Genomic DNA, 20,571 nt, shown 5'->3' with positions numbered 1-20,571 from the left:
CCCCGAGGCGCGGCTTTTCTGCGCTTTTTCCCCGGCAGGCCCGCGAAACGGACAATGGGCGCTTGCCAGCCCGCCCCGGGCTTGGCACGCTGCGGGCAGGCCCCCCTGAACGGAGTTCCATTTGGCCCTGAGCGCGACGACCCCGCCTGCCACCCAGCCGCCCACCCCGGAGCGTCTGATCGAATTTCCCGACAACCGTGTCCTGATCGACCTGTGCGGCGAGTATGACCGCAACCTCGCCCAGATCGAACATCAGCTCAGCGTGCAGATCCTGCGCCGCGGCAACCAGCTTGCGGTGTTCGGCGATGCCGATGCTCAGGTGAAGGCCGAGGGCGTGCTCCATGCGCTGTATCAGCGGGTGGAATCGGGCAAATCCTCCGAGCCCGGCGATATCGACGGGCTGATCCGGCTCGGCGTGCCCGAGGATGACGCCACCCCCGAGGCCGGCGACCAGATGGAGCTGTTCAAGGGCGGCACGGTAGAGCTCAAGACCCGCAAGAAATCGGTCGAGCCGCGCACCGAGATGCAGAAGGCCTATGTCCAGAGCCTCTTTGCCAACGAGCTGGCCTTCGGGATCGGCCCGGCGGGCACCGGCAAGACCTATCTCGCCGTGGCCGTGGGCGTGACCATGTTTCTCGGCGGCCATGTGGACAAGATCATCCTCAGCCGCCCCGCGGTGGAGGCGGGCGAACGGCTCGGCTTTCTGCCCGGCGACATGAAGGACAAGGTCGACCCCTACATGCAGCCGCTCTACGATGCGCTCAACGATTTCCTGCCGGGCAAGCAGGTCGCCAAGCTGATCGAGGAAAAGCGGATCGAGATCGCGCCGCTGGCCTTCATGCGCGGCCGGACCCTGTCAAATGCCTTCGTGGTGCTGGACGAGGCCCAGAACGCCACCACCATGCAGATGAAGATGTTCCTCACCCGGCTCGGCCAGGGCTCGCGCATGGTGATCACCGGCGACCGGTCCCAGGTGGACCTGCCCCGCGGCGTGACCAGCGGTCTGCGCGATGCCGAGCGCATCCTGCACGACGTCAAGGGCGTGAGCTTCACCTATTTCACCGCCAAGGACGTGGTGCGCCATCCGCTGGTGGCCCGGATCATCGAAGCCTATGACGCCGACGAGCCGACCTGACCACCCGGCCCGCGCCACGGTCGAGATCGCGACCGAGGATGCGGCCTGGGACGCACTGGACCTGGAGGCGCTCGCGGGCCGCGCCGTGGATGCCACGCTGGTGGCACTCGACCTGCCGCCCGGCGCGTTCGAGGTGTCGGTCCTGGCCTGCGACGACGCCCGCATCGCCACCCTGAACGGCGAGTTCCGCGGCAAGCCGACGCCCACCAACGTGCTCAGCTGGCCCGCCGTGGATCGCGCGCCCGACACGCCCGGCGGTGCCCCGCACCTGCCCGACCCGGGCGATCCCATGGCCGCCGAGCTGGGCGATCTGGCGCTGGCCCATGGCACCTGCGCGCGGGAGGCCGCCGAGGCGGGCAAGCCGCTGGCCGATCACGTCACCCACCTGATCGTGCACGGGACCCTGCATTTGCTGGGGTTCGACCACGAAACCGACGCCGATGCCGCGCGCATGGAAGGGCTGGAGGTGAAAATTCTTCAAACCCTCAACATGGCTAACCCTTATGAAACGCCTATGGTATAGTTTCCGGCACAATCGCTTCGGCGTCACTTTGGAAAGGATCAATGGCCGACACCTCTGACGGATCGTCTCCCGCGGCGCAACGCGCGCAAACAGACACGGATCACCCAGCCAGACCGAACGTGTTCCGACGCGTTCTGGAGGCCCTGAAACCCCCGAAAACAGCTGAGCACGGCTCCGACGAGCATGGCATGCACCCGGGCGCCACGCCCAGCAGCAACGCCTTCGGCATCGGCAATCTGCGCCGGATGCGCGTGGTCGACGTGGCGATTCCCCGCGCCGACATCGTCGCGGTGCCCTCGGACATCACCCTGCCCGAGCTGGTCCAGGTCTTCCGCGACAGCGGCATGACCCGCCTGCCGGTCTATCGCAACACGCTGGATACGCCCCTGGGCATGGTCCACCTGAAGGATCTCGCCCTGCAATACGGCTTCAACGGCGCGACCCCGAAATTCAGCCTCAAGGGTAATTTGCGCCCGGTGCTCTACGCGCCCCCGTCCATGCCCATCGGCGTGCTGCTGCAAAAGATGCAGAAGGACCGCATGCACATGGCGCTGGTGATCGACGAATACGGCGGCACCGACGGGCTGGTGACCATCGAGGACCTGATCGAACAGGTCATCGGCGAGATCGAGGACGAGCATGACGAACCCGAGGACCGGCTCTGGTCGCGGGAGAAACCGGGCGTCTACCTGGTGCAGGCCAAGGCGCCCCTGGACGAGCTGGAGCGCGAGCTCAGCGTCTCGCTGATCTCCCCCGGCGACGACGAGGAGATCGACACCCTCGGCGGCCTGGTCTTCAAGCTGACCGGCCGGGTCCCAGTGCGCGGGGAGGTCATCCCCCACGAGACCGGGGTCGAGTTCGAAGTGGTCGACGCCGATCCGCGCCGGATCAAGCGCGTCCGCGTCCGCAAGAGCCCGCCCCCCGCGCCCCTGGCCCCCGCGGCGGAGTAACCTTGGCACGCAGCCCGGTCCTCGCGCGATGGCCTCGCCTCGCGGATGTTCTCTGCGGGCTGGCCATCGGTCTCGGGCAGGCGCCCCTCGGGCTCTGGCCGCTGGCGCTGCTGGGGCTGGCGGGGCTGCTGGCGCGGCTCGACCGATCCTCCGGCTGGCGCGCCGGGGCCTGGACCGCCTGGCGCACGGGCGCGGCCTATTTCGCCCTGACCCTGCACTGGATCGTCGAACCCTTCCTCGTGGACGTGGCCCGCCACGGCTGGATGGCGCCCTTCGCGCTGGTGCTGATGGCGGGGGGGCTCGCGCTCTTCTGGGCCGCCGCCGGGGCACTTGCGGGCGGCCTGCGGCCCGGCCTGTCCCGGGGGCTGGGCTTCGCCCTGGCGCTGATGTCGGCGGAGATGCTGCGCAGCTATGTCTTCACCGGCTTTCCCTGGGCGCTGATCGGCACGATCTGGATCGACACGCACGCGGCCCAGACCGCGGCCTTCTGGGGCCTGCACGGGCTGGGGCTGGCGACGCTCTGCATCCTCGTGCTGGCGCGCGCCCAACCGCTCGGACGGGGGCTGGCCACCGGGGCGGCGGGGCTGGCGCTGCTGACCGGGCTGGGGATGCTGCGCCCCGACCCGCCCGCGATCCCGCCCGACGCGCCGGTGCTGCGGCTGGTCCAGCCCAACGCGGCGCAACACCTGAAATGGGATCCCGGGATGATCCCGATCTTCTATGCCCGGCTGCTGGACCTGACCGCGCGGCCCGCGCCCGGGGCCCCGCCCGCCCTGGTGATCTGGCCCGAAACGGCGATCGCCTACCGGCTGGAAAACGCGGGCCCGCTCCTGTCGCAGATCGCCGAGACCGCGGGCGACGCGCCGGTGGTGCTGGGTGCTGTGCGCGGCACCCCGGCGGGGGCGACCAACGCGCTGGCGGTGCTGGACGCCACGGGCATACCGGCGCAGATCTACGACAAGGCCCATCTGGTCCCTTTCGGCGAATACGTCCCCTTCGGCGATCTCGCCGCGCGCCTGGGCATTCGCGGCCTGGCCGTGGCCGAGGGCGGCGGGTTCCTGGCCGGGCCGGGTCCGCAAGTGCTGGATTTCGGCCCGCTCGGCCGCGCCCTGCCGTTGATCTGCTACGAGGCGATCTTTCCGAATTTCGGCCGCGCCCGGCTGGCCGAGGCCGACTGGATGCTGCAGATCACCAATGACGCCTGGTTCGGCCAGTTCGCAGGCCCGCAACAGCACCTGGTGCTGGCCCGGTTCCGCGCGATCGAGCGCGGCATGCCGCTGGTGCGGGCGGCCAATACCGGGATCAGCACGGTGGTCGACGCCACCGGCGCGCTGACCGACGCGCTGCCCCTGGGGGTGGCGGGCACCCTCGATGCGGCCCTGCCCCCGGCGCTGGCGACCCCGCCTTATGCCCGTCTGGGCGATCTGCCCCTGCTGATCGCGATGATTGTATCACTTGTGGGGCTAATGACGCGGTCCAGGGCCCGCGCCCATTGACGCCATGGGCACAGGGGGATACGCCCCATGCCACCGACGCTGCAACGGCTTCCTGGCGCAGCGGTCGCTATTCAATGGAGCACTCTCATGACAGCCCGCCAAAATTACCAGTTCACCTCCGAATCCGTCTCGGAGGGGCATCCCGACAAGGTGTGTGACCGCATCTCGGATGCCATTCTCGATGCCTTCCTGGCCGAAGAGCCCGAGGCCCGCGTCGCCTGCGAAACCTTCGCCACCACGGACCGCGTCGTCATCGGCGGCGAGGTCGGTCTGTCCGACCAGGAGCGGCTCAAGGACTACATGGGCAAGATCGACACGATCGCCCGCGACTGCATCCGCGACATCGGCTACGAGCAGGACAGGTTCCACTGGAAGACCGTGGAGATCACCAACCTGCTGCACGAGCAATCCGCCCATATCGCCCAGGGCGTGAACGCCTCGGGCACCAAGGAGGAAGGCGCGGGCGACCAGGGCATCATGTTCGGCTACGCCGTGGACGAGACGCCGGAGCTGATGCCCGCGCCGATCTGCTATGCCCACGCGATCCTGCGGCGGCTGGCGGAGGTGCGCAAATCCGGCGCCGAGCCGACCCTGGGGCCCGATGCCAAATCGCAGCTGACCGTGCGCTACGAAGGCGGCAAGCCGGTGGGCGTGAGCTCGATCGTGCTGTCGACCCAGCACCTGGACCCGGCGATGACCTCCGCTGACGTGCGCGCGGTGGTCGAACCCTATATCCGCCAGGAGCTGCCCGAGGGCTGGATCGACGACGCGACCGAATGGTGGGTGAACCCCACGGGCAAGTTCGTGATCGGCGGGCCGGACGGGGATGCGGGCCTGACCGGGCGCAAGATCATCGTCGACACCTATGGCGGCGCGGCGCTGCATGGCGGCGGGGCGTTCTCGGGCAAGGATCCGACCAAGGTGGACCGCTCCGCGGCCTATGCGGCGCGGTACCTGGCCAAGAACGTGGTGGCCGCGGGGCTCGCGCATCGCTGCACGATCCAGCTGAGCTACGCAATCGGGGTGGCCAAGCCGCTGTCGATCTATGCCGACACCCACGGGACCGGCAAGGTGCACGAGAGCCGGATCGAGACCGCCGTGGGGCAGCTGATGGACCTGTCGCCCCGCGGCATCCGGGAGCATCTGGGCCTGAACAAGCCGATCTTCCAGCGCACGGCGGCCTATGGCCATTTCGGCCGCGCCCCCGAAGCGGATGGCGGGTTCAGCTGGGAACGCACCGACCTGACCGAGGCGCTCAAGGCCGCGGTCTGAGCGCGCCTCCGCGCGGGGCAAGGCTTTTGAGTAAAAGCCTTGGGGGGCGCTGCCCCCGGCCCTGCGGGCCTCCCCCGGAGTATTTTGCGCAAAAGAAACGGGGACGGGTCACACAGCCCGTCCCCTGGTATTTCCGACAGCGCGCGCAGGGCTGGCCCCTGCCCCCTGTCGCCCGCGCCCTTGGCCCCGCCGCGGGTCGCGCATGAAAAAGGCGCCCGCGGGCGCCGTTTCGATCTCTTGCCACAAGTTGGGTCCGCGCCCGTCTCAGGCCTTGCGCAGCCGGATCACCACATCGACCTTTGAGATCTCCGTACCCTCCGGGATCGCCGGCAGGCGCGAGATCTCCAGCTCCTCGGCCGGGGCGTCGGTGAGGGTATTATCCTCTTCCCAGTAGAAATGCGGGTGGTCGTCGATCCGCGTGTCGAAATAGCTCTTGGAGCCGTCGACCGTGATCTCCTGCACCAGCCCCGCGTCGCAGAACGCCCGCAGCGTGTTGTAGACCGTCGCAAGCGACACCCGCTCCCCCCCCGCCAGCGCGGCGGCATAGAGGCTCTCGGCGGTGACGTGCCGGTCGCGACCGTCGCCCACCAGCAACGCGGCCAGGGTCACGCGTTGCTTCGTCGGACGCACCCCGCCCGTCGCCAGCCACTCCGTCCCTCGTTCCAAACCTTGCGCGCGCATCTGTTGCCGTCTCTCCGTTTCCTCCCCTCATATATGCCGTTTGCCGCCGAAATATCAATTGCAAAGCCTTCGCAAATTCCGGGACACGCTGTCACGCTGCGCCCGGCCTGCCTCTTGTCTCCGGCAAACCGGGGGTGATAAGGGAGCCAGAACCCATCCGCGACCCGAGGACAAACGACCCCATGGCCCAGTTTCCGACGCAGTTCGACAAGGACGACCTTCTGAAATGCGCACGCGGAGAGCTGTTCGGCCCGGGCAGTGCCCAACTGCCCGCGCCCCCCATGCTGATGATGGACCGCATCACCGAGGTCAGCGGCGACGCGGGTGCCCATGGCAAGGGCCATATCGTGGCCGAGTTCGACATCACGCCGGAGCTGTGGTTCTTCGACTGCCACTTCCCCGGCAACCCGATCATGCCCGGCTGTCTCGGCCTCGACGGTCTGTGGCAGCTGACGGGCTTCAACCTGGGCTGGCGCGGCTGGCAGGGGCGCGGCTACGCGCTCGGCGTGGGCGAGGTCAAGCTGACCGGCATGGTCCGCCCCGACCGCAAGATGCTGCGCTATTTCGTGGACTTCACCAAGGCCGTGCAGACCCGGCGCCTGACCATGGGCGTGGCCGACGGGCGTGTCGAGGCCGATGGCGAGGTCATCTACCAGGTCAAGGACATGAAAGTCGCTCTTTCCGAAAACTGAGCACAACACGAAGGAACACCCCATGCGTCGCGTCGTCATCACCGGGATGGGCATCGTCTCCCCGATCGGCAATACCGTGTCCGAGGTCGAGGCCAGCCTGCGCGCGGGCCGCTCGGGCATCACCTTCGCCGAAACCTATGCCGAGAACGGCTTCCGCAGCCAGGTCCACGGCGTGCCGGACATCGTGCTCGAAGACCATATCGACAAGCGCAACCTGCGCTTCATGGGCCCCGGCGCCGCGTTCAACTTCATCGCCATGCAACAGGCCATCGCCGATAGCGGGCTGGAGGACAGCGATGTCTCCAACGAACGCTCCGGGCTGATCATGGGTTCGGGCGGGCCGTCCACCTCGAACTTCTTCCAGGCGTTCAAGACGGTCAAGGAAAAGGGCGCGCCCAAGCGGATGGGGCCGTTCATGGTCACCCGCTGCATGTCGTCCACGAATTCCGCCTGCCTGGCCACGCCGTTCAAGATCAAGGGCGTGAACTACTCGATCACCTCGGCCTGCTCCACCTCCGCCCATTGCATCGGCAACGGGGTGGAACTGATCCAGATGGGCAAGCAGGACATCGTCTTCGCCGGCGGCGGCGAGGAGATCGACTGGACCCTGTCGTGCCTCTTCGACGCCATGGGCGCGATGAGCTCGAAATACAACGACACCCCCACCACCGCCTCGCGCACCTTCGATGCGACCCGCGACGGCTTCGTGATCGCCGGCGGCGGCGGGGTGCTGGTGCTGGAGGAACTCGAACACGCCAAGGCGCGCGGCGCGAAAATCTACGCCGAGGTCACCGGCTACGGCGCGACCTCGGACGGCTACGACATGGTCGCGCCCTCGGGCGAAGGCGGCGAGCGGTCGATGCGCCAGGCCATCGCCACCCTGCCCGAAGGCCGCAGCGTCGACTACATCAACGCCCATGGCACCTCGACCCCCGTGGGCGACGTGACCGAGATCGAGGCCGTGCGCCGCGTCTTCGGCGAAGGCACCACCCCGCCCGTCGCCTCCACCAAGTCGCTGACCGGACACTCGCTGGGCGCGACCGGCGTGCACGAGGCGATCTATTCGCTGATCATGATGAACAGGGGCTTCATCGCGGCCTCGGCCAACATCACCGAGCTCGACCCGGCGATCCACCCTGAGGAAATCGTGACAGAACTGCGCGAGGGTGTCACACTCGATTCCGTGCTCTCCAACAGCTTCGGCTTCGGCGGCACCAATGCGACGCTGCTGATGTCGCGCTACCTGGACTGATTTTTCCACAGAAGGACATTTCCGATGACCGGTGTCTTGCAGGGCAAAAAAGGCCTGATCATGGGCGTCGCCAACGAACGCTCCATCGCCTGGGGCATCGCCCGGGCGGCGGCGGAGGCTGGGGCGGAACTGGCCTTCACCTACCAGGGCGAAGGCTTCGGCAAACGCGTCCGCCCGCTGGCGACAAGCGTCGGCTCGGACATCCTGGTGGATGTGGACGTGACCGACGATGCCTCCCTCGATCTGGCCTTCGAGACCCTGAAGGACCGCTGGGGCAGCCTCGATTTTCTCGTCCACGCCATCGCCTATTCCGACAAGGCCGAACTGACCGGCCGGTTCCTCAATACCTCGCGCGAGAACTTCAAGACCTCGCTCGACATCTCCTGCTACTCGCTGATCGAGGTGACCCGCCGGGCGCATGCGATGATGCCCGCGGGCGGCACGATCCTGACCATGACCTACCAGGGCTCCAACCGGGTGACGCCGTTCTACAATGTGATGGGCGTGGCCAAGGCGGCGCTGGAATCGGCGGTGCGCTATCTCGCCAACGATCTCGGGCCGGACGGGATCCGCGTCAACGCGATCTCGCCCGGCCCGATGAAGACGCTGGCGGGCGCGGCCATCGGCGGCGCGCGCAAGACCTACCGGCAGACCGAGCAGAACGCGCCCCTGCGCGCCAATGCCACGCTGGAGGCCGTGGGCGGCACCGCGGTCTGGCTGATCTCCGATGCGGGCGCCTGCACCACCGGGGAAATCGTGCGCGTCGACGGCGGCTATCACGTCCTGGGCATGCCGCAAGCCGAGAACATCTGAGCGGGGCGGCGATGCCTGAGTTCACCCGCGACGGCGTGCGCCTGCATTACCGCGACGAAGGCCCGCGCGACGGGCCGGTGGTGGTCTTCGCCAACTCGCTCGGCACCGACCTGCGCCTGTGGGAGCCGATCCTGCCCCTGCTGCCCCCGGGCTTGCGGATTGTCCGCTACGACATGCGCGGGCACGGGCAATCCGACGTGCCCCCCGCCCCCTACACTATGGGTGCGCTGGTCTCGGATGCCGAGGGGCTGCTCGATCATCTGGGGATCAGGGACTGCCTCTTCGTGGGCCTGTCCATCGGCGGGATGGTCGCCCAGGGGCTGGCGGTCAAGCGGCTGGACCTGGTGCGCGCCATGGTGCTGTCGAACACCGCCGCCAAGATCGGCTCGCCCAAGCTCTGGCAAGATCGCATCGACGGGGTCCGCGCGGGCGGGGTCGCGGCGCTCACGGACGCGATTCTCGAACGCTGGTTCTCCCGCGCCTTCCTCACCGACCCGCGCCTGCCGTTTTGGCGCGACATGGTGCTGGCCACCCCGGACGAGGGGTATATCGGCTGCTCCGCGGCCATCTCGGGGACGGACTTCTACACGCCGACCAGCGGGCTGCGCCTGCCGACGCTGGGCATCGCCGGGTCCGAAGACGGCTCGACCCCGCCGGATCTCGTGCGCGAAACGGTGAACCTGATCCCCGGGTCGCGCTTCGTGCTGCTGCGCCGGGCGGGCCACCTGCCCCATGTGGAACAGCCCGAGGCCTATGCCGAGGCGCTAACCGATTTCCTGCGCGAGACCGGCCATCTGGGGGCCGCGACGCCTGAGACCAAACCGGGCACAGCCCCACCCTGATATACAAAGCTGTTGTTGCCGCCAGGCTGTCCGCTACGTCAACCCCAGGAACCACATCACTGTGATGCCGACGCTTGTGACAACAGACATGCCGCCTGAAAGACATGCGATCATCGCCGCCTGCACCAGAGCTTGATTTCCCCCCGGCACATCCAGCGGGTCGAACGGCACAAGGCGGCTTGACGCCGGTACGCTTGGCAAGACGTCGCTCAGACGTTCTCCCGCGTTGGCCAAGGATCGCAGCTGATCGGCAAGAGCGGCGGACCAGCCTTGCCGTGGGTCGGAAGGCTGTGACGACGTGGAGCCGACCACCAATCGATCGCCCTCTAGGACCATTTGGAATAGGAACCCGTCCGACGCCTGCTCAGGAAGCTCGAACCCTCCGGATGCAAAAGCACACCGCAGCGCGTCCCATCGTTCCAAAACGCGGTCTTTCTGATTGCCAACTTCCAACCAGCTTTGTTTCGGGATGGGTGGTGCAATGAAGAAAGTCTTGGACAGAAGTCCCTCAGCCTCCAGGACCTCCAGTTCATATCGAACCGAAGGACTGTCCTCGGGAAACACCAGGATCGCTGCGGCGCCACTGGCGAGAACATGAAAGGCCGCCCGCCAGTCGTCGTCGCCATAAGTCAAATAAACCGGCGGATCGCGCGTGCGCCCGGACGCGCGCAATCCGCCCCCGATAACCACAGTGTGTAGCTCCGCGTCTTCGCAACTCTGTTGGATGGGCGTGGCCAGGCTGTCGGAATGAAAAGTTACGACGCCGGTGCCCGGATCGATCAAGCGGAATTCGCGTTCATGAAAATCCCGATTGCTGAATGAGCGCAGAACCAATGCAAATTTCTTGCCGGACGTCTCCGCCGCTGCGTGCATCGCGCGATACGCGACATACGTGCGCCAATCCCAGAGATACGCCGCGGCCAGCCAAACGACCATGACGGCAGCGCCCCCCAGGAACAGCAGGCTTGCACCGTAGTCACCGCTTTCGGAAAACTCGACGTACACGACGGAGACAAGGTAGGCCGGAGCAACAACTGCGAAGGCAGGCGCCACGAACCAAATCAACCATGATCCTGTATTGCCCATCAAACGCCGCACCCGTTCCAAGCTGGATCTTCGGGTGTGAGCATATCAAACGGGAGGCAACGCATCTAAGATATCTGCGTGTCGACGCCCTCCCGACTGCGCGCGACACGCGGCCCAAAGCCGGCATTCCGATCAGGTGCAGCATCGTTTCGCTTGGGCGCGTTCAGGACAGTCGCCGCGCCCGAAAGTTTAATCGCGTCTTACCCCGCCGCGCGGAGGTGCCCGACACTTGCCCGACACCTGTCCGACAGGGGTCCGACGCCGATCCGACGCCCGTCGGGCCCGCAAATCTGTCAGAATTAAATGACACTCCGCGCAAAACTGTAAACTCTTGCTTACAGATTGCGCCTGCGCTACCCTCGCTGCCATTGCCCCCGGAGCGCCCATGTCGACCCCGAAATCCAACCGCCTGCCCTTCGTGTTCATCCTGATCACGTTGATCATCGACGCCATGGGCATCGGGCTGATCCTGCCGGTTCTGCCCGACCTGATCGGGGAGCTGGAGGGCGGCACGCTCGGCCAGGCGGCCCTCTGGGGCGGGGTGCTGGCCACGTCTTACGCGGTGATGCAATTCCTCTGCGGTCCCACCATCGGCAGCCTTTCGGATCGTTTCGGAAGACGCCCTATCCTGTTGGTTTCCTTGGCGGTTATGGCCGCGGACTACGTGGTGATGGCGTTTGCCGGGTCGATCTGGCTGCTGCTGGCGGCGCGCATCGTGGGCGGGATCGCCGCGGCCACGCAATCGACCGCGACGGCCTTTATCGCCGACATCTCGCGCCCCGAGGACAAATCCAAGAATTTCGGGCTGGTGGGCGCGTCCTTCGGGATCGGCTTCGTGGTCGGCCCCCTGATCGGCGGGGTTCTGGGGGAGTTCGGCACCCGCGCGCCGTTCTATGCCGCCGCGGTGCTGGCCACCTTCAACCTGATCCTGGGCTGGTACGTGCTGCCCGAAACCGTCACCGACAAGATCCGCCGCCCCTTCGACTGGCGCCGCGCCAACCCCCTCGGCGCCTTTCGCCACATCGGCGCGCTGCCGGGGCTAAAGCGTTATCTGGCCTTGTTTTTTCTCTATGAATTCGCCTTCTTCGTCTACCCGGCGATCTGGGCCTATTTCACCCGCGCCCAGTTCGGATGGGAGCCGGGGATGGTCGGGCTGTCGCTGGGGCTGTTCGGGATCGCCATCGCCTTCGTCCAGGGCGTGCTGATCCGCGTGGTGATCCCGCGGCTGGGCGAGACCAACGCGATCCTCTACGGTTTCGTGTTCAACTTCTTCGCCTTCATCGCCCTCGGCCTCGTCACCTCGCCGACCCTCGCGCTGATCCTGACGCCGATGATCGCCCTCGGCGCGGTGGTCACCCCGGCGCTGCAGGGCTGCATGTCCAAGATCGCGGGCGCCGATCAGCAGGGCGAGTTGCAGGGGCTGGTGTCGTCCTTCCGCTCGATCGCGGCGATCCTGTCGCCGCTGGTGATGACGCAGATCTTCTTCTTCTCGACCGACCCCGCGCGCGGCATCGACATGCCCGGCGCGCCGTTTTTCCTGTCGATGTGCATCATGGCGCTGTGCCTGGCGATCTTCCTGCCGCGCCGGGCCACGCCCGTGACGGCCTAGACCGACCCGCTATCGGCGATCACCCCGGCGGTCGGCGGGGCCGCGGGCGGCTCTGCCCGGGCCGCAGCATCGGGGCCGAGGCCCGCGCGACGCTCCAGCTCCACATTCAGGCCCGCACCCAGCAGGAGCAGGAACGCACTGATATAAAGCCACATCAGCAGGGCGATCACCGCCCCGATGGAGCCGTAGACCTCGTTATAATTGCCGAAATTCGACAGGTAATAGCTGAACCCCAGAGACGCCGCGGCCCAGAGCACCACCACCGCGATCGAGCCGGGGGTGAGCCACTGCATCTTCACGCAGGTCCGGTTCGGCCCGTAGCGATAAACGATGCTCAGACCCGCCAGAAGCACCCCGATCGCCACCACCCAGCGGGTGCCGCGCAGGGCCAGTTCAGTCCAAGAGCCCAGCGGCAGGAAGGCCAGAACGATGGGCGTGATCACCACCGCCGTCAGCGCCACCAGCGCCACCAGCACCAGAACCGCCGTAAGCGACAGCGCCGCGAGGTAGTGCCGCCAGCTCTTGCGGTTGGGTGTGCCGTAGATCGCGTTGAGCCCGCGCATCAGCGCGCTCACCCCCGCCCGCGTGGACCAGAGCGCCGCGAGGATCGACAGGAGGGTCGCCCAGCCCAAGGTGCTGGAGGTGGTTTGGGTCAGCGCGTCGATCTGGGCGTCGATCAGGCGGTAGGCCTCTTGGGGCATCAACTCCCCCACCAGCGCCATCTGCTGGTCGACCACCATCGGGTCGGCCACCAGCCCCCAGATCGCGATCACCGCGGCCAGGGCGGGAAAGATCGCGAGCAATCCGTAGAATGCCACGCCCGCCGAGATCAGACCGATATTCCAGCCATCCATCTTGCCGCCCACCGATTGCAGCGCTTTCATCCACTGGCGGCGGTCATGTCGGAACATCTCGGGCACGGGGTTCTCCGGGTCTGTGTCGGTCTTGGGCATTGGGGATCACGTCCGGGGTCAGGTCAAGGGGTTGCAACTCTTGCACAAACGGTAAACCGTCTCGGCAGGGAATTGGTTCCGTCAGGGGAGGACCGCATGGATTTCGAGCTGCCGGTCGAGGTGGAGGCGCTGCGCGCGCGCGTGGCGGATTTCGTGGCGGGCGAGATCCTGCCGCTGGAGGCGGATCGCGCCAATTTCGACGCCCATGACAACATCGCCTTGCCGGTGCTGGAGACCGTGCGCGCCAAGGCGAAGGCCGCAGGGCTCTGGGCGCCGCAATCGCCGAGCGCGCGGGGCGGCATGGGGCTGAGCACGGTCGCCCGCGCGGTGTTCTACGAGGAGGCGAACCGCTCGATCTTTGGCCCGGTATGCTTCAACTGCGCGGCCCCGGATGATGGCAACATGGCGGTGCTGGCCCAGCTTGGCACGCCCGCGCAGCAGGACCGCTGGCTGCAGCCGATCATCGACGGGCGCGTGCGCTCGGCCTTTGCGATGACCGAGCCCCATCCGGGCGGCGGGTCCGATCCGGGCATGATGCGGACCCGCGCCGAAAAACGCGGCGACGGGTACGTGGTCCACGGGCACAAGTGGTACATCACCGGGGCGGCGGAGGCGCAGCATTTCATCCTGCTGGCGCGGACATCGGACGACCCCAAACGCGGCCACACGGCGTTTCTTTTCGACGCGGACCAGCCCGGCTGGCGGATCGACCGGCGGATCCCGATCATGGGCCCCGAGGAGCATGGCGGCCATTGCGAGCTGATCTTCGACGGGTTGGAGATACCGGCCGAGAACGTTCTGATGGAAGAGGGGCGCGGGATGAAGGTCACGCAGACCCGGCTCGGCCCCGCGCGGCTGACCCATTGCATGCGCTGGCTGGGGCTGGCCAAGCGCTGCGTCGAGATCGCGACCGAGTATGCGGCGACGCGCGAGGGGTTCGGCGTGCGGCTGGCCGATCGCGAGAGTATCCAGCTGATGCTGGGCGGGCTGGCCATGGATATCGAGGTCGGACGGCTTCTGACCATGAAGGCCGCGTGGGAGATCGACCAGGGCGGCTTCGCGCGCAAGGAGGTGTCCATGGCCAAGGTCCATGTGGCCAACCTGCTGCACCGCGCGGCGGACGTGGCGATCCAGATCAACGGGGCGCGGGGCTATTCCAGGGACACGGTGCTGGAGTGGATTTACCGCTATGCAAGGCAGGCGCGGCTGGTGGACGGCGCGGACGAGGTGCACCGGATGGTGCTGAACCGGATGCTGGTGGACGAGGGGCGCGATTTCTGGCGCTGGCTCGTGGCGGACCGCGTGGCGGAATGAGTCCGGAGATCGACCGCGAGGCCCTGCGGCGCTGGTGCGACGCACGGTTCGGGGTGGCGGATGCCGCGCCGGAGGTTGCCCGGATCGGCGGCGGGCAGTCGAACCCGACCTTCTACGTCACCCATGGCGACCGGCGGCTGGTGCTGCGCAAGCAACCGCCCGGGCCGCTGTTGAAAGGCGCCCATGCGGTGGACCGGGAATTCCGGGTGCTGCGCGCGCTTCGGGACACGCCGGTGCCGGTGCCCGAGGCGCTGGCCTTCGAGCCGGATGCGGCGGTTCTGGGCACGCCGTTCTACGTGATGGCGCGGCTGGAGGGGCGGGTCTGCCCGAGCTACGCCCTGCCGGAGTTGGCGCGCGCGGATCGCGGGGCGGCACTGCTGTCCACGGCCGCGACGCTCGCGCGGCTGCACGCGGTGGACCCGGGGGCGGTGGGCCTGGGGGATTACGGGCGGCCCGGGGATTACTTCGCCCGGCAGATGGCGCGCTGGTCGGGGCAATACGACGCCTCGCCCGCCGAGATCCCCGAACTGGACGCCCTGCGCGACTGGCTCGCCGCGCATATGCCCGAGGATGACGGGGCGGTGGCGATTGCCCATGGGGATTTCCGGATGGGCAACATGATGCTGCATCCCACCGAACCGCGGGTGATCGCCGTGCTGGACTGGGAGCTGTCGACCCTGGGCCATCCGCTGGCCGATCTGGGCTTTGCCTGCATGGCGTGGCATTCGGCTCCGGAGGAATATGGCGGGGTTCTGGGGCTGGACCTTGTGGCCGAGGGGCTGCCGGAGATGGGCGCGTTCGTCGCCGCCTACCGCGCCGCGGCGCGGGGGGACGCGGTTTTGCGCCCGTTCCACGTGGCCTTTGCGATGTTCCGCTTTGCGGTGATCTTCGTGGGAATCGCCGACCGGGCCGCGGCGGGGAGTGCGGCGGGGGCCGATGCCGCGCGGCTCGCCCCCCTGGCGGAGGCTTTCGCGCGCCGGGGGCTTGCGGTATCGAAGCTGGACTTCTGACCGAGGAGGCGCCCATGCGCGATCTTTCCCGCCTGCACCCGGACACCCTGGCCGCCCATGGCGGCGGGGCCGTGGACACCGCTTCGGGCGGCGTCGTGCCGCCGATCCAGCCGGCCACCACGTTTCGGCGCGGGCCGGATTACGCGCTCCTGAACCCCGCCAACATCTACAGCCGCGATGACAGCGAGGCGCTGCGCGCGGTCGAGACCCTGCTTGCGGCGTTGGAGGGGGGCGCGGGGGCGCTGGCCTTCCCGTCGGGCATGGCGGCGACGGCGGCGGTGTTCCGCACCCTGCCCGCCGGGGCGCGCGTGGTGCTGCAATCGGGCATCTACTGGGGCACGACGAAATGGGTGCGCGATTTCTGCGCCCGGCGCGGTGTGACCCTGGTGGAGGTGGACGCGGCCGACGCCCACGCGCTGGGGTCGGCCTGCGCGGAGCCCACGGCGCTGGTCTTTGTCGAGACGCCGTCGAACCCCTGGCTGAAAACGGTCGATATCCGCGCCGCCGCGGCGGCGGCCCATGAGGTGGGCGCGCTGCTGGTGGTGGACAGCACCGCGGCGACACCGGTGCTGACGCGGCCCCTGGGCCTGGGCGCGGACCTGGTGATGCATTCGGCCACCAAGGGGCTGAACGGGCATTCGGATGTGCTGGCCGGTGCGCTGGTCACCGCGGATGCCGGCCACGAGACCTGGGCGCGGATCGCCACGGACCGGCATGACGCAGGCGCGGTGCTGGGCCCGTTCGAGGCATGGCTGTTGCTGCGGGGGATGCGGACCCTGCCGCTGCGCATGGCGCGGATGAGCGCCACCGCGCTGGAGCTGGCGCAACGGCTCAGCACCGATGCGCGGGTGGCGGATGTGTTCTACCCGGGCCTGCCGGGCCATGCGGGCCACGATATCGCGGTGGCGCAGATGACCGGCGGGTTCGGCGGGCTGATGTCCTTTCTCGTCCGTGGCGACCGGCAGACCGCGCTGGAGGTGGTCGGGCGGCTGGAACTGTTCCAGCGGGCCACATCGCTGGGCGGGGTCGAGAGCCTGGTGGAGCACCGCGCCACCATCGAGCCCGACAGCGGCATTCCCGAAACCCTGATCCGGCTGTCGGTGGGGATCGAGGATGCGGGCGACCTTTGGGCCGATCTCGACCGGGCGCTTGGTTGACGCTGCGACGACTCCGCGCAGTTAGGGCTAGCGCCTTGGCGGCAAAGATGCTTTTCTCGGGGCGGGAGGAGGAACGGCGTGGCACCCCGCGGGGCGCTGCGCCGCGCCTCCCTTCGGGAGGAGACATCCAGGATGCCGCACCAGGTGGTGATCACGGAAACCATCGACACGCGCGCCCTGTCGCGGTTCGGGCCGGAGGTCGACGTGATCTATGCGCCGGAACTGGTGGAGGATCGCGCGGCCTGCCTCGTCGCCGTGGCGCGAGCGGACGGGGTGATCGTGCGTAACCGCACGCAGGTGGACCGGCCCTTCCTAGACGCGGCATCGCGGCTGCGGGTGATCGGGCTGCTGGGGACGGGGCTGGACAATATCGACATGGCGGCCTGCGCCGCGCGGGGCATATCGGTGCATCCGGCCACGGGGGCCAATACCCGGTCGGTGGCGGAATACGTGATCACCGCTGCGCTGATGCTGACCCGCCGCGCATTCATGTCCACGCCCGAGATGCAAGGGGGCGCCTGGCCCCGCGGCCCGCTCAGCGAGGGCGGCGAGATCGCCGGGCGCAAGCTGGGCCTTTATGGCTGCGGCGCCGTGGCCCAGGCGGTGGCGCGCCTGGCCAAGCCGCTCAGCATGACCATCCTCGGCCATGATCCGCATCTGGGTCCCGGGCATCCGGTCTGGACCGAGGTGACGCGGGTCTCGGATGCGGAGCTGCTGGCGCGGGCGGATGTGCTGAGCCTGCACCTGCCGCTGTCGCCGGAGACCCGCGGCAGGATCGACGCCACCGCCCTGACGGCGATGAAACCCGGGGCGATCCTGATCAACACCGCGCATGGCGGGATCGTGAGCACCCGGGCCGTGTGCGACGCCTTGCGCCGGGGGCATCTGGGCGGCGCGGCCCTGGATGTTTTCGAGCAGGAGCCCCTGGGCACGCAGGACGCCGCGCGGTTCCGAGGCGTGCCCAACCTGATCCTGACACCCCATGTGGCGGGTGTGACCGTGGAAGCCGACAGGCGGGTCAGCGCGCTGACCGTCGACAATGTGCGGGCGGCCCTGCTGGCCCCCGAGAAGGCCGTCTCCTGACCCGGAGCCCCCCTGCCCAGCCCCACCGCATCCCGGTCGACCGCGACCGGGGGGCGGACTACCTTACCTCCAGCCCAGCGGGAGCGAATTGATGGAAGATCCAACGCGGCCCTGGACGGCCTTCTATGGCCCGGACGTCCGGCCCGATATAGACACGCCCGCCTATCGCACCCTGGGCGACATGATCGGGGCGGTGGCCGCGACCTATGGCACCGCGCCGGCCTTCACCACCTGCCTGCCCAACGGGATGAACGGCACCCTGAGCTTTGCTCAGGTGGACGAGATGTCGGATGCTTTCGCGGTGTACCTGCGCGAGGTCGCGGGCCTGAACCCCGGCGACCGGGTGGCGTTGCAGATGCCCAACTGCCTGAGCTTTCCCGTCGCGGCCTTCGGGGTGTTCAAGGCGGGCTGCGTGCTGGTCAATGTCAACCCGCTCTATACCGCCGAGGAGATGGGCAAGCAGTTCCTCGATGCCGAACCCCATGCGCTGGTCATCGTGGACATGTTCGCCGACAAGATCCCCGAGGCGACGCGCGGCCACCCAATCCCGAACATCGTGGTCACACGGATCGCGGAATTCCTGCCCGCCCTGCCCCGGGGCATCGTCGGGCTGGTCCAGAAATACTGGGACCGCTCGGTCGCGGAGATCGAGGTGCCCCATATCCGGCTGCCCGACGCGCTGGAGGCTGGGCGCCGTCACCAGGCGGACGAGCGGATCGAGGTGGAGGGCTATCACCAGGCCGTCGCCCCGGACGATGTCGCGGTTCTGCAGTATACGGGCGGGACCACGGGCGTGGCCAAGGGCGCGATGCTAACCCATGCCAACCTGATCGTGAACATGGAACAGACCATGGAGCTGATCGAGGGGCTGGAGCGGGGCCGCGAGGTCGTTCTGACGGCGCTGCCGCTTTATCATATCTTCGCGTTTTCCCTCAACATGCTGGGGTTCTACTGGATGGGCGCGCGCAATATCCTGATCCCGTCGCCACGGCCGCTGGCGAACCTCAAGCGCGCCTTCGAGAACTACAGGATCACCTGGATGAGCGGGGTGAACACGTTGTTCAACGGGCTGACCAACGAGATCTGGTTCACCGACACCCCGCCGAGGCACCTGAAATTCGCGGCCGCGGGCGGCATGGCGCTGCAATCCTCGGTCGCGGAGCGCTGGCGCGAGATCACCGGGACGGATGTGCTGCAGGGTTACGGGTTGACCGAAACCTCGCCGATCCTGAGCCTGGAGCCTTTGGGCAAGACCCGGAGCGGATCCATCGGCATTCCCCTGCCCGCGACCCGGCTGGCATGTCTGGATGACGACGGCAAGCAGGTCGCCATCGGCGATCGCGGGGAGATCGCGGCCAAGGGGCCGCAGGTGATGAAGGGCTACTGGAACAAGCCCGAGGAGACCGCAAATGTCCTGCAGAACGGCTGGTTCCTCACGGGCGATATCGGGGTGATGGATGCGGATGGCTATTTCCACATCGTCGATCGCAAGAAGGACATGGTCGTGGTCTCGGGCTTCAACGTCTATCCCAACGAGGTGGAGGATTGCCTTGCCTCCCATCCCGGCATCATCGAGGCGGCGGTGATCGGGGTGCCGGACGGGGCCACTGGCGAAGCGGTCAAGGCGTTCGTGGTCAAGGGTGATAGCGGGCTGAGCGAGGCGGATATCCGCGCCCATTGCAAGGAGCACCTGACAGCCTACAAGGTGCCGAAACGGGTCGAATTCCGCGACGAGCTGCCGAAGTCCAACGTGGGCAAGATCCTGCGAAAGGACCTGCGCGCCGAGGAACTTGCCCGCACGGGAGGGGCCTGAGCCATGGTCGGAGCCCTCGAACAGACGATCCTGGCGCTGATGATCTTCGTGATCATGCTGGGGATGGGTGCGTCCCTGACCCCGCGCGATTTCTACCTTGCCCTGCGGCGGCCCTACGGGCTCGCCATCGGGGTAATCTCGCAATACGGGTTCATGCCGTTCATCGGCTTTTTGCTGGCCACGTTCCTGACCGTCCCGGAGGCGATTGCCGTGGGCATCCTGATCATGGCCTGCATGCCGGGCGGGACCACGTCGAACATCTTCACGTATTTTTCCAAGGGGAACCTGGCGCTGTCGGTGCTGATGACGGTGACCTCCACGGTGATGGGGGTGATCATGATCCCCATCGTGCTGGTGCTTTATGCCTCGGCGCTGAACCTCGACATCCCGCGGGAGAACATCATCGCCACGCTCGTGCTGCTGCTGGTGCCGGTGGCGATCGGCATGGTGCTGCGCAAGCTGAACGCCAATGTGGGGGCAGTGACCGAGTTCATGGGCTCGGCGCTGGCGCTGTTCTTCATCGTGTTCCTGGTGGTCAGCTGGATCCCGCGCAACTGGCAGTTCCTGATGGAGACGACCTCCGCCACCTATATCGCGGCGATCGGGCTGGGGGTGTTCGGGATCGCCATCGGCTACGGCTTTGCGCGCGCGCTCCGGCTGCATCCGCGCAATGCGCGCACCGTGGGGCTCGAGACGGGCATCCAGAACGGGCCGCTTGCCATCGCGATCATCGTGTTCACCTTCGACGGGGCGGAGGCGCAGTCGATCATGGCGGTGCCCGTGCTCTATTCGCTGTTCATCGTGATCGTGGCGACGCTGGTGACGCTGGTGTTCCGGCGCGCCAACACCGCCGCCGAGCAGAAGCTGCCCGACAGCCTGCTGTGACTTGC

The 20,571-nt window shown here is 67.7% G+C and carries 19 protein-coding genes and 1 riboswitch; of the genes, 16 read left to right on the top strand and 3 right to left on the bottom strand.

Annotation, left to right across the window (positions count from 1 at the left end):
- Nucleotides 1-121: 121 nt before the first annotated feature.
- The 5 genes from PVW48_RS03840 to metK all read left to right on the top strand — a co-directional run bounded on the left by PVW48_RS03840 (nucleotide 122) and on the right by metK (nucleotide 5,376).
- Complete coding sequence (locus tag PVW48_RS03840; RefSeq protein ID WP_274580378.1) at nucleotides 122-1,135, top strand: PhoH family protein; 1,014 nt, start codon at nucleotides 122-124, stop codon at nucleotides 1,133-1,135.
- A complete protein-coding gene (gene ybeY, locus PVW48_RS03835; RefSeq protein ID WP_274580377.1) occupies nucleotides 1,113-1,658 on the top strand; it encodes an rRNA maturation RNase YbeY in 546 nt (181 codons plus the stop codon). Before PVW48_RS03840 ends, ybeY begins: the two co-directional genes overlap by 23 nt.
- Nucleotides 1,659-1,699: 41 nt before the next feature.
- Nucleotides 1,700-2,608 (top strand): hemolysin family protein, encoded by a 909-nt coding sequence (locus PVW48_RS03830; protein WP_012177687.1) that lies wholly within the window; start codon nucleotides 1,700-1,702, stop codon nucleotides 2,606-2,608.
- Nucleotides 2,609-2,610: 2 nt separating this feature from the next.
- Nucleotides 2,611-4,104 carry an apolipoprotein N-acyltransferase gene (lnt, locus tag PVW48_RS03825; protein WP_274580376.1) on the top strand — a complete coding sequence of 498 codons (1,494 nt, stop codon included), beginning with the start codon at nucleotides 2,611-2,613 and terminating at the stop codon, nucleotides 4,102-4,104.
- Nucleotides 4,105-4,137: 33 nt separating this feature from the next.
- Nucleotides 4,138-4,186: riboswitch (SAM-SAH riboswitch) on the top strand.
- Between the two features lie 5 nt (nucleotides 4,187-4,191).
- Complete coding sequence (metK, locus tag PVW48_RS03820) at nucleotides 4,192-5,376, top strand: methionine adenosyltransferase (protein ID WP_274580375.1); 1,185 nt, start codon at nucleotides 4,192-4,194, stop codon at nucleotides 5,374-5,376.
- A 264-nt stretch (nucleotides 5,377-5,640) separates the two neighbouring features.
- Here metK and irrA read toward each other — a convergent pair whose 3' ends face one another.
- Entirely contained in the window at nucleotides 5,641-6,057 is a 417-nt protein-coding gene (gene irrA, locus PVW48_RS03815; RefSeq protein ID WP_012177684.1) for an iron response transcriptional regulator IrrA, read from the bottom strand.
- A 182-nt stretch (nucleotides 6,058-6,239) separates the two neighbouring features.
- Between irrA and fabA the strand changes: the two genes are divergently transcribed.
- Genes fabA through pcaD form a run of 4 tightly spaced genes read left to right on the top strand, consistent with a single transcriptional unit; the run spans nucleotide 6,240 to nucleotide 9,656 of the window.
- Nucleotides 6,240-6,749, top strand: a complete 510-nt coding sequence (fabA, locus tag PVW48_RS03810; protein WP_274580372.1) for a bifunctional 3-hydroxydecanoyl-ACP dehydratase/trans-2-decenoyl-ACP isomerase — start codon at nucleotides 6,240-6,242, stop codon at nucleotides 6,747-6,749.
- A 22-nt stretch (nucleotides 6,750-6,771) separates the two neighbouring features.
- Nucleotides 6,772-8,001, top strand: coding sequence for a beta-ketoacyl-ACP synthase I (gene fabB / locus PVW48_RS03805; protein ID WP_274580370.1), 1,230 nt, complete (start codon nucleotides 6,772-6,774; stop codon nucleotides 7,999-8,001).
- A gap of 24 nt (nucleotides 8,002-8,025) precedes the next feature.
- Entirely contained in the window at nucleotides 8,026-8,814 is a 789-nt protein-coding gene (locus PVW48_RS03800) for an enoyl-ACP reductase FabI (RefSeq protein ID WP_012177681.1), read from the top strand.
- Between the two features lie 11 nt (nucleotides 8,815-8,825).
- Entirely contained in the window at nucleotides 8,826-9,656 is an 831-nt protein-coding gene (pcaD, locus tag PVW48_RS03795) for a 3-oxoadipate enol-lactonase (RefSeq protein ID WP_274580369.1), read from the top strand.
- Between the two features lie 33 nt (nucleotides 9,657-9,689).
- On the opposite strand, the gene PVW48_RS03790 is transcribed toward pcaD, so the two are convergent.
- Nucleotides 9,690-10,721: a hypothetical protein gene (locus PVW48_RS03790; RefSeq protein ID WP_274580368.1), complete on the bottom strand. Its 1,032-nt coding sequence runs from the start codon at nucleotides 10,719-10,721 to the stop codon at nucleotides 9,690-9,692.
- 406 nt (nucleotides 10,722-11,127) lie between these two features.
- On the opposite strand from PVW48_RS03790, the gene PVW48_RS03785 reads away from it, so the two are divergent.
- Nucleotides 11,128-12,351, top strand: a complete 1,224-nt coding sequence (locus PVW48_RS03785) for a TCR/Tet family MFS transporter (RefSeq protein ID WP_274580367.1) — start codon at nucleotides 11,128-11,130, stop codon at nucleotides 12,349-12,351.
- Here the strand turns inward: PVW48_RS03785 and PVW48_RS03780 are convergent.
- Entirely contained in the window at nucleotides 12,348-13,304 is a 957-nt protein-coding gene (locus PVW48_RS03780; protein ID WP_274580366.1) for a YihY/virulence factor BrkB family protein, read from the bottom strand. The two genes, PVW48_RS03785 and PVW48_RS03780, sit on opposite strands and share 4 nt — an antisense overlap.
- 96 nt (nucleotides 13,305-13,400) lie before the next feature.
- Between PVW48_RS03780 and PVW48_RS03775 the strand changes: the two genes are divergently transcribed.
- The 6 genes from PVW48_RS03775 to PVW48_RS03750 all read left to right on the top strand — a co-directional run bounded on the left by PVW48_RS03775 (nucleotide 13,401) and on the right by PVW48_RS03750 (nucleotide 20,566).
- A complete protein-coding gene (locus PVW48_RS03775) occupies nucleotides 13,401-14,618 on the top strand; it encodes an acyl-CoA dehydrogenase family protein (RefSeq protein WP_274580365.1) in 1,218 nt (405 codons plus the stop codon).
- Entirely contained in the window at nucleotides 14,615-15,628 is a 1,014-nt protein-coding gene (locus PVW48_RS03770) for a phosphotransferase family protein (RefSeq protein WP_274580363.1), read from the top strand. Before PVW48_RS03775 ends, PVW48_RS03770 begins: the two co-directional genes overlap by 4 nt.
- A 14-nt stretch (nucleotides 15,629-15,642) precedes the next feature.
- Nucleotides 15,643-16,785, top strand: a complete 1,143-nt coding sequence (locus tag PVW48_RS03765; RefSeq protein WP_274580362.1) for a trans-sulfuration enzyme family protein — start codon at nucleotides 15,643-15,645, stop codon at nucleotides 16,783-16,785.
- Nucleotides 16,786-16,917: 132 nt separating this feature from the next.
- Nucleotides 16,918-17,868: a hydroxyacid dehydrogenase gene (locus PVW48_RS03760; RefSeq protein ID WP_274580361.1), complete on the top strand. Its 951-nt coding sequence runs from the start codon at nucleotides 16,918-16,920 to the stop codon at nucleotides 17,866-17,868.
- A gap of 91 nt (nucleotides 17,869-17,959) precedes the next feature.
- On the top strand, nucleotides 17,960-19,681 hold the full coding sequence (locus PVW48_RS03755) for an AMP-binding protein (protein WP_274580360.1): 1,722 nt from the start codon (nucleotides 17,960-17,962) through the stop codon (nucleotides 19,679-19,681).
- 3 nt (nucleotides 19,682-19,684) lie between these two features.
- Nucleotides 19,685-20,566, top strand: coding sequence for a bile acid:sodium symporter family protein (locus PVW48_RS03750; RefSeq protein WP_012177672.1), 882 nt, complete (start codon nucleotides 19,685-19,687; stop codon nucleotides 20,564-20,566).
- Nucleotides 20,567-20,571: the final 5 nt, after the last annotated feature.

The sequence above is a fragment of the Dinoroseobacter sp. PD6 genome, assembly GCF_028807315.1.
In the GTDB taxonomy this organism is placed as follows: Bacteria; Pseudomonadota; Alphaproteobacteria; order Rhodobacterales; family Rhodobacteraceae; genus Dinoroseobacter; species Dinoroseobacter shibae.
This window is presented reverse-complemented; position numbering and strand designations above follow the sequence as displayed.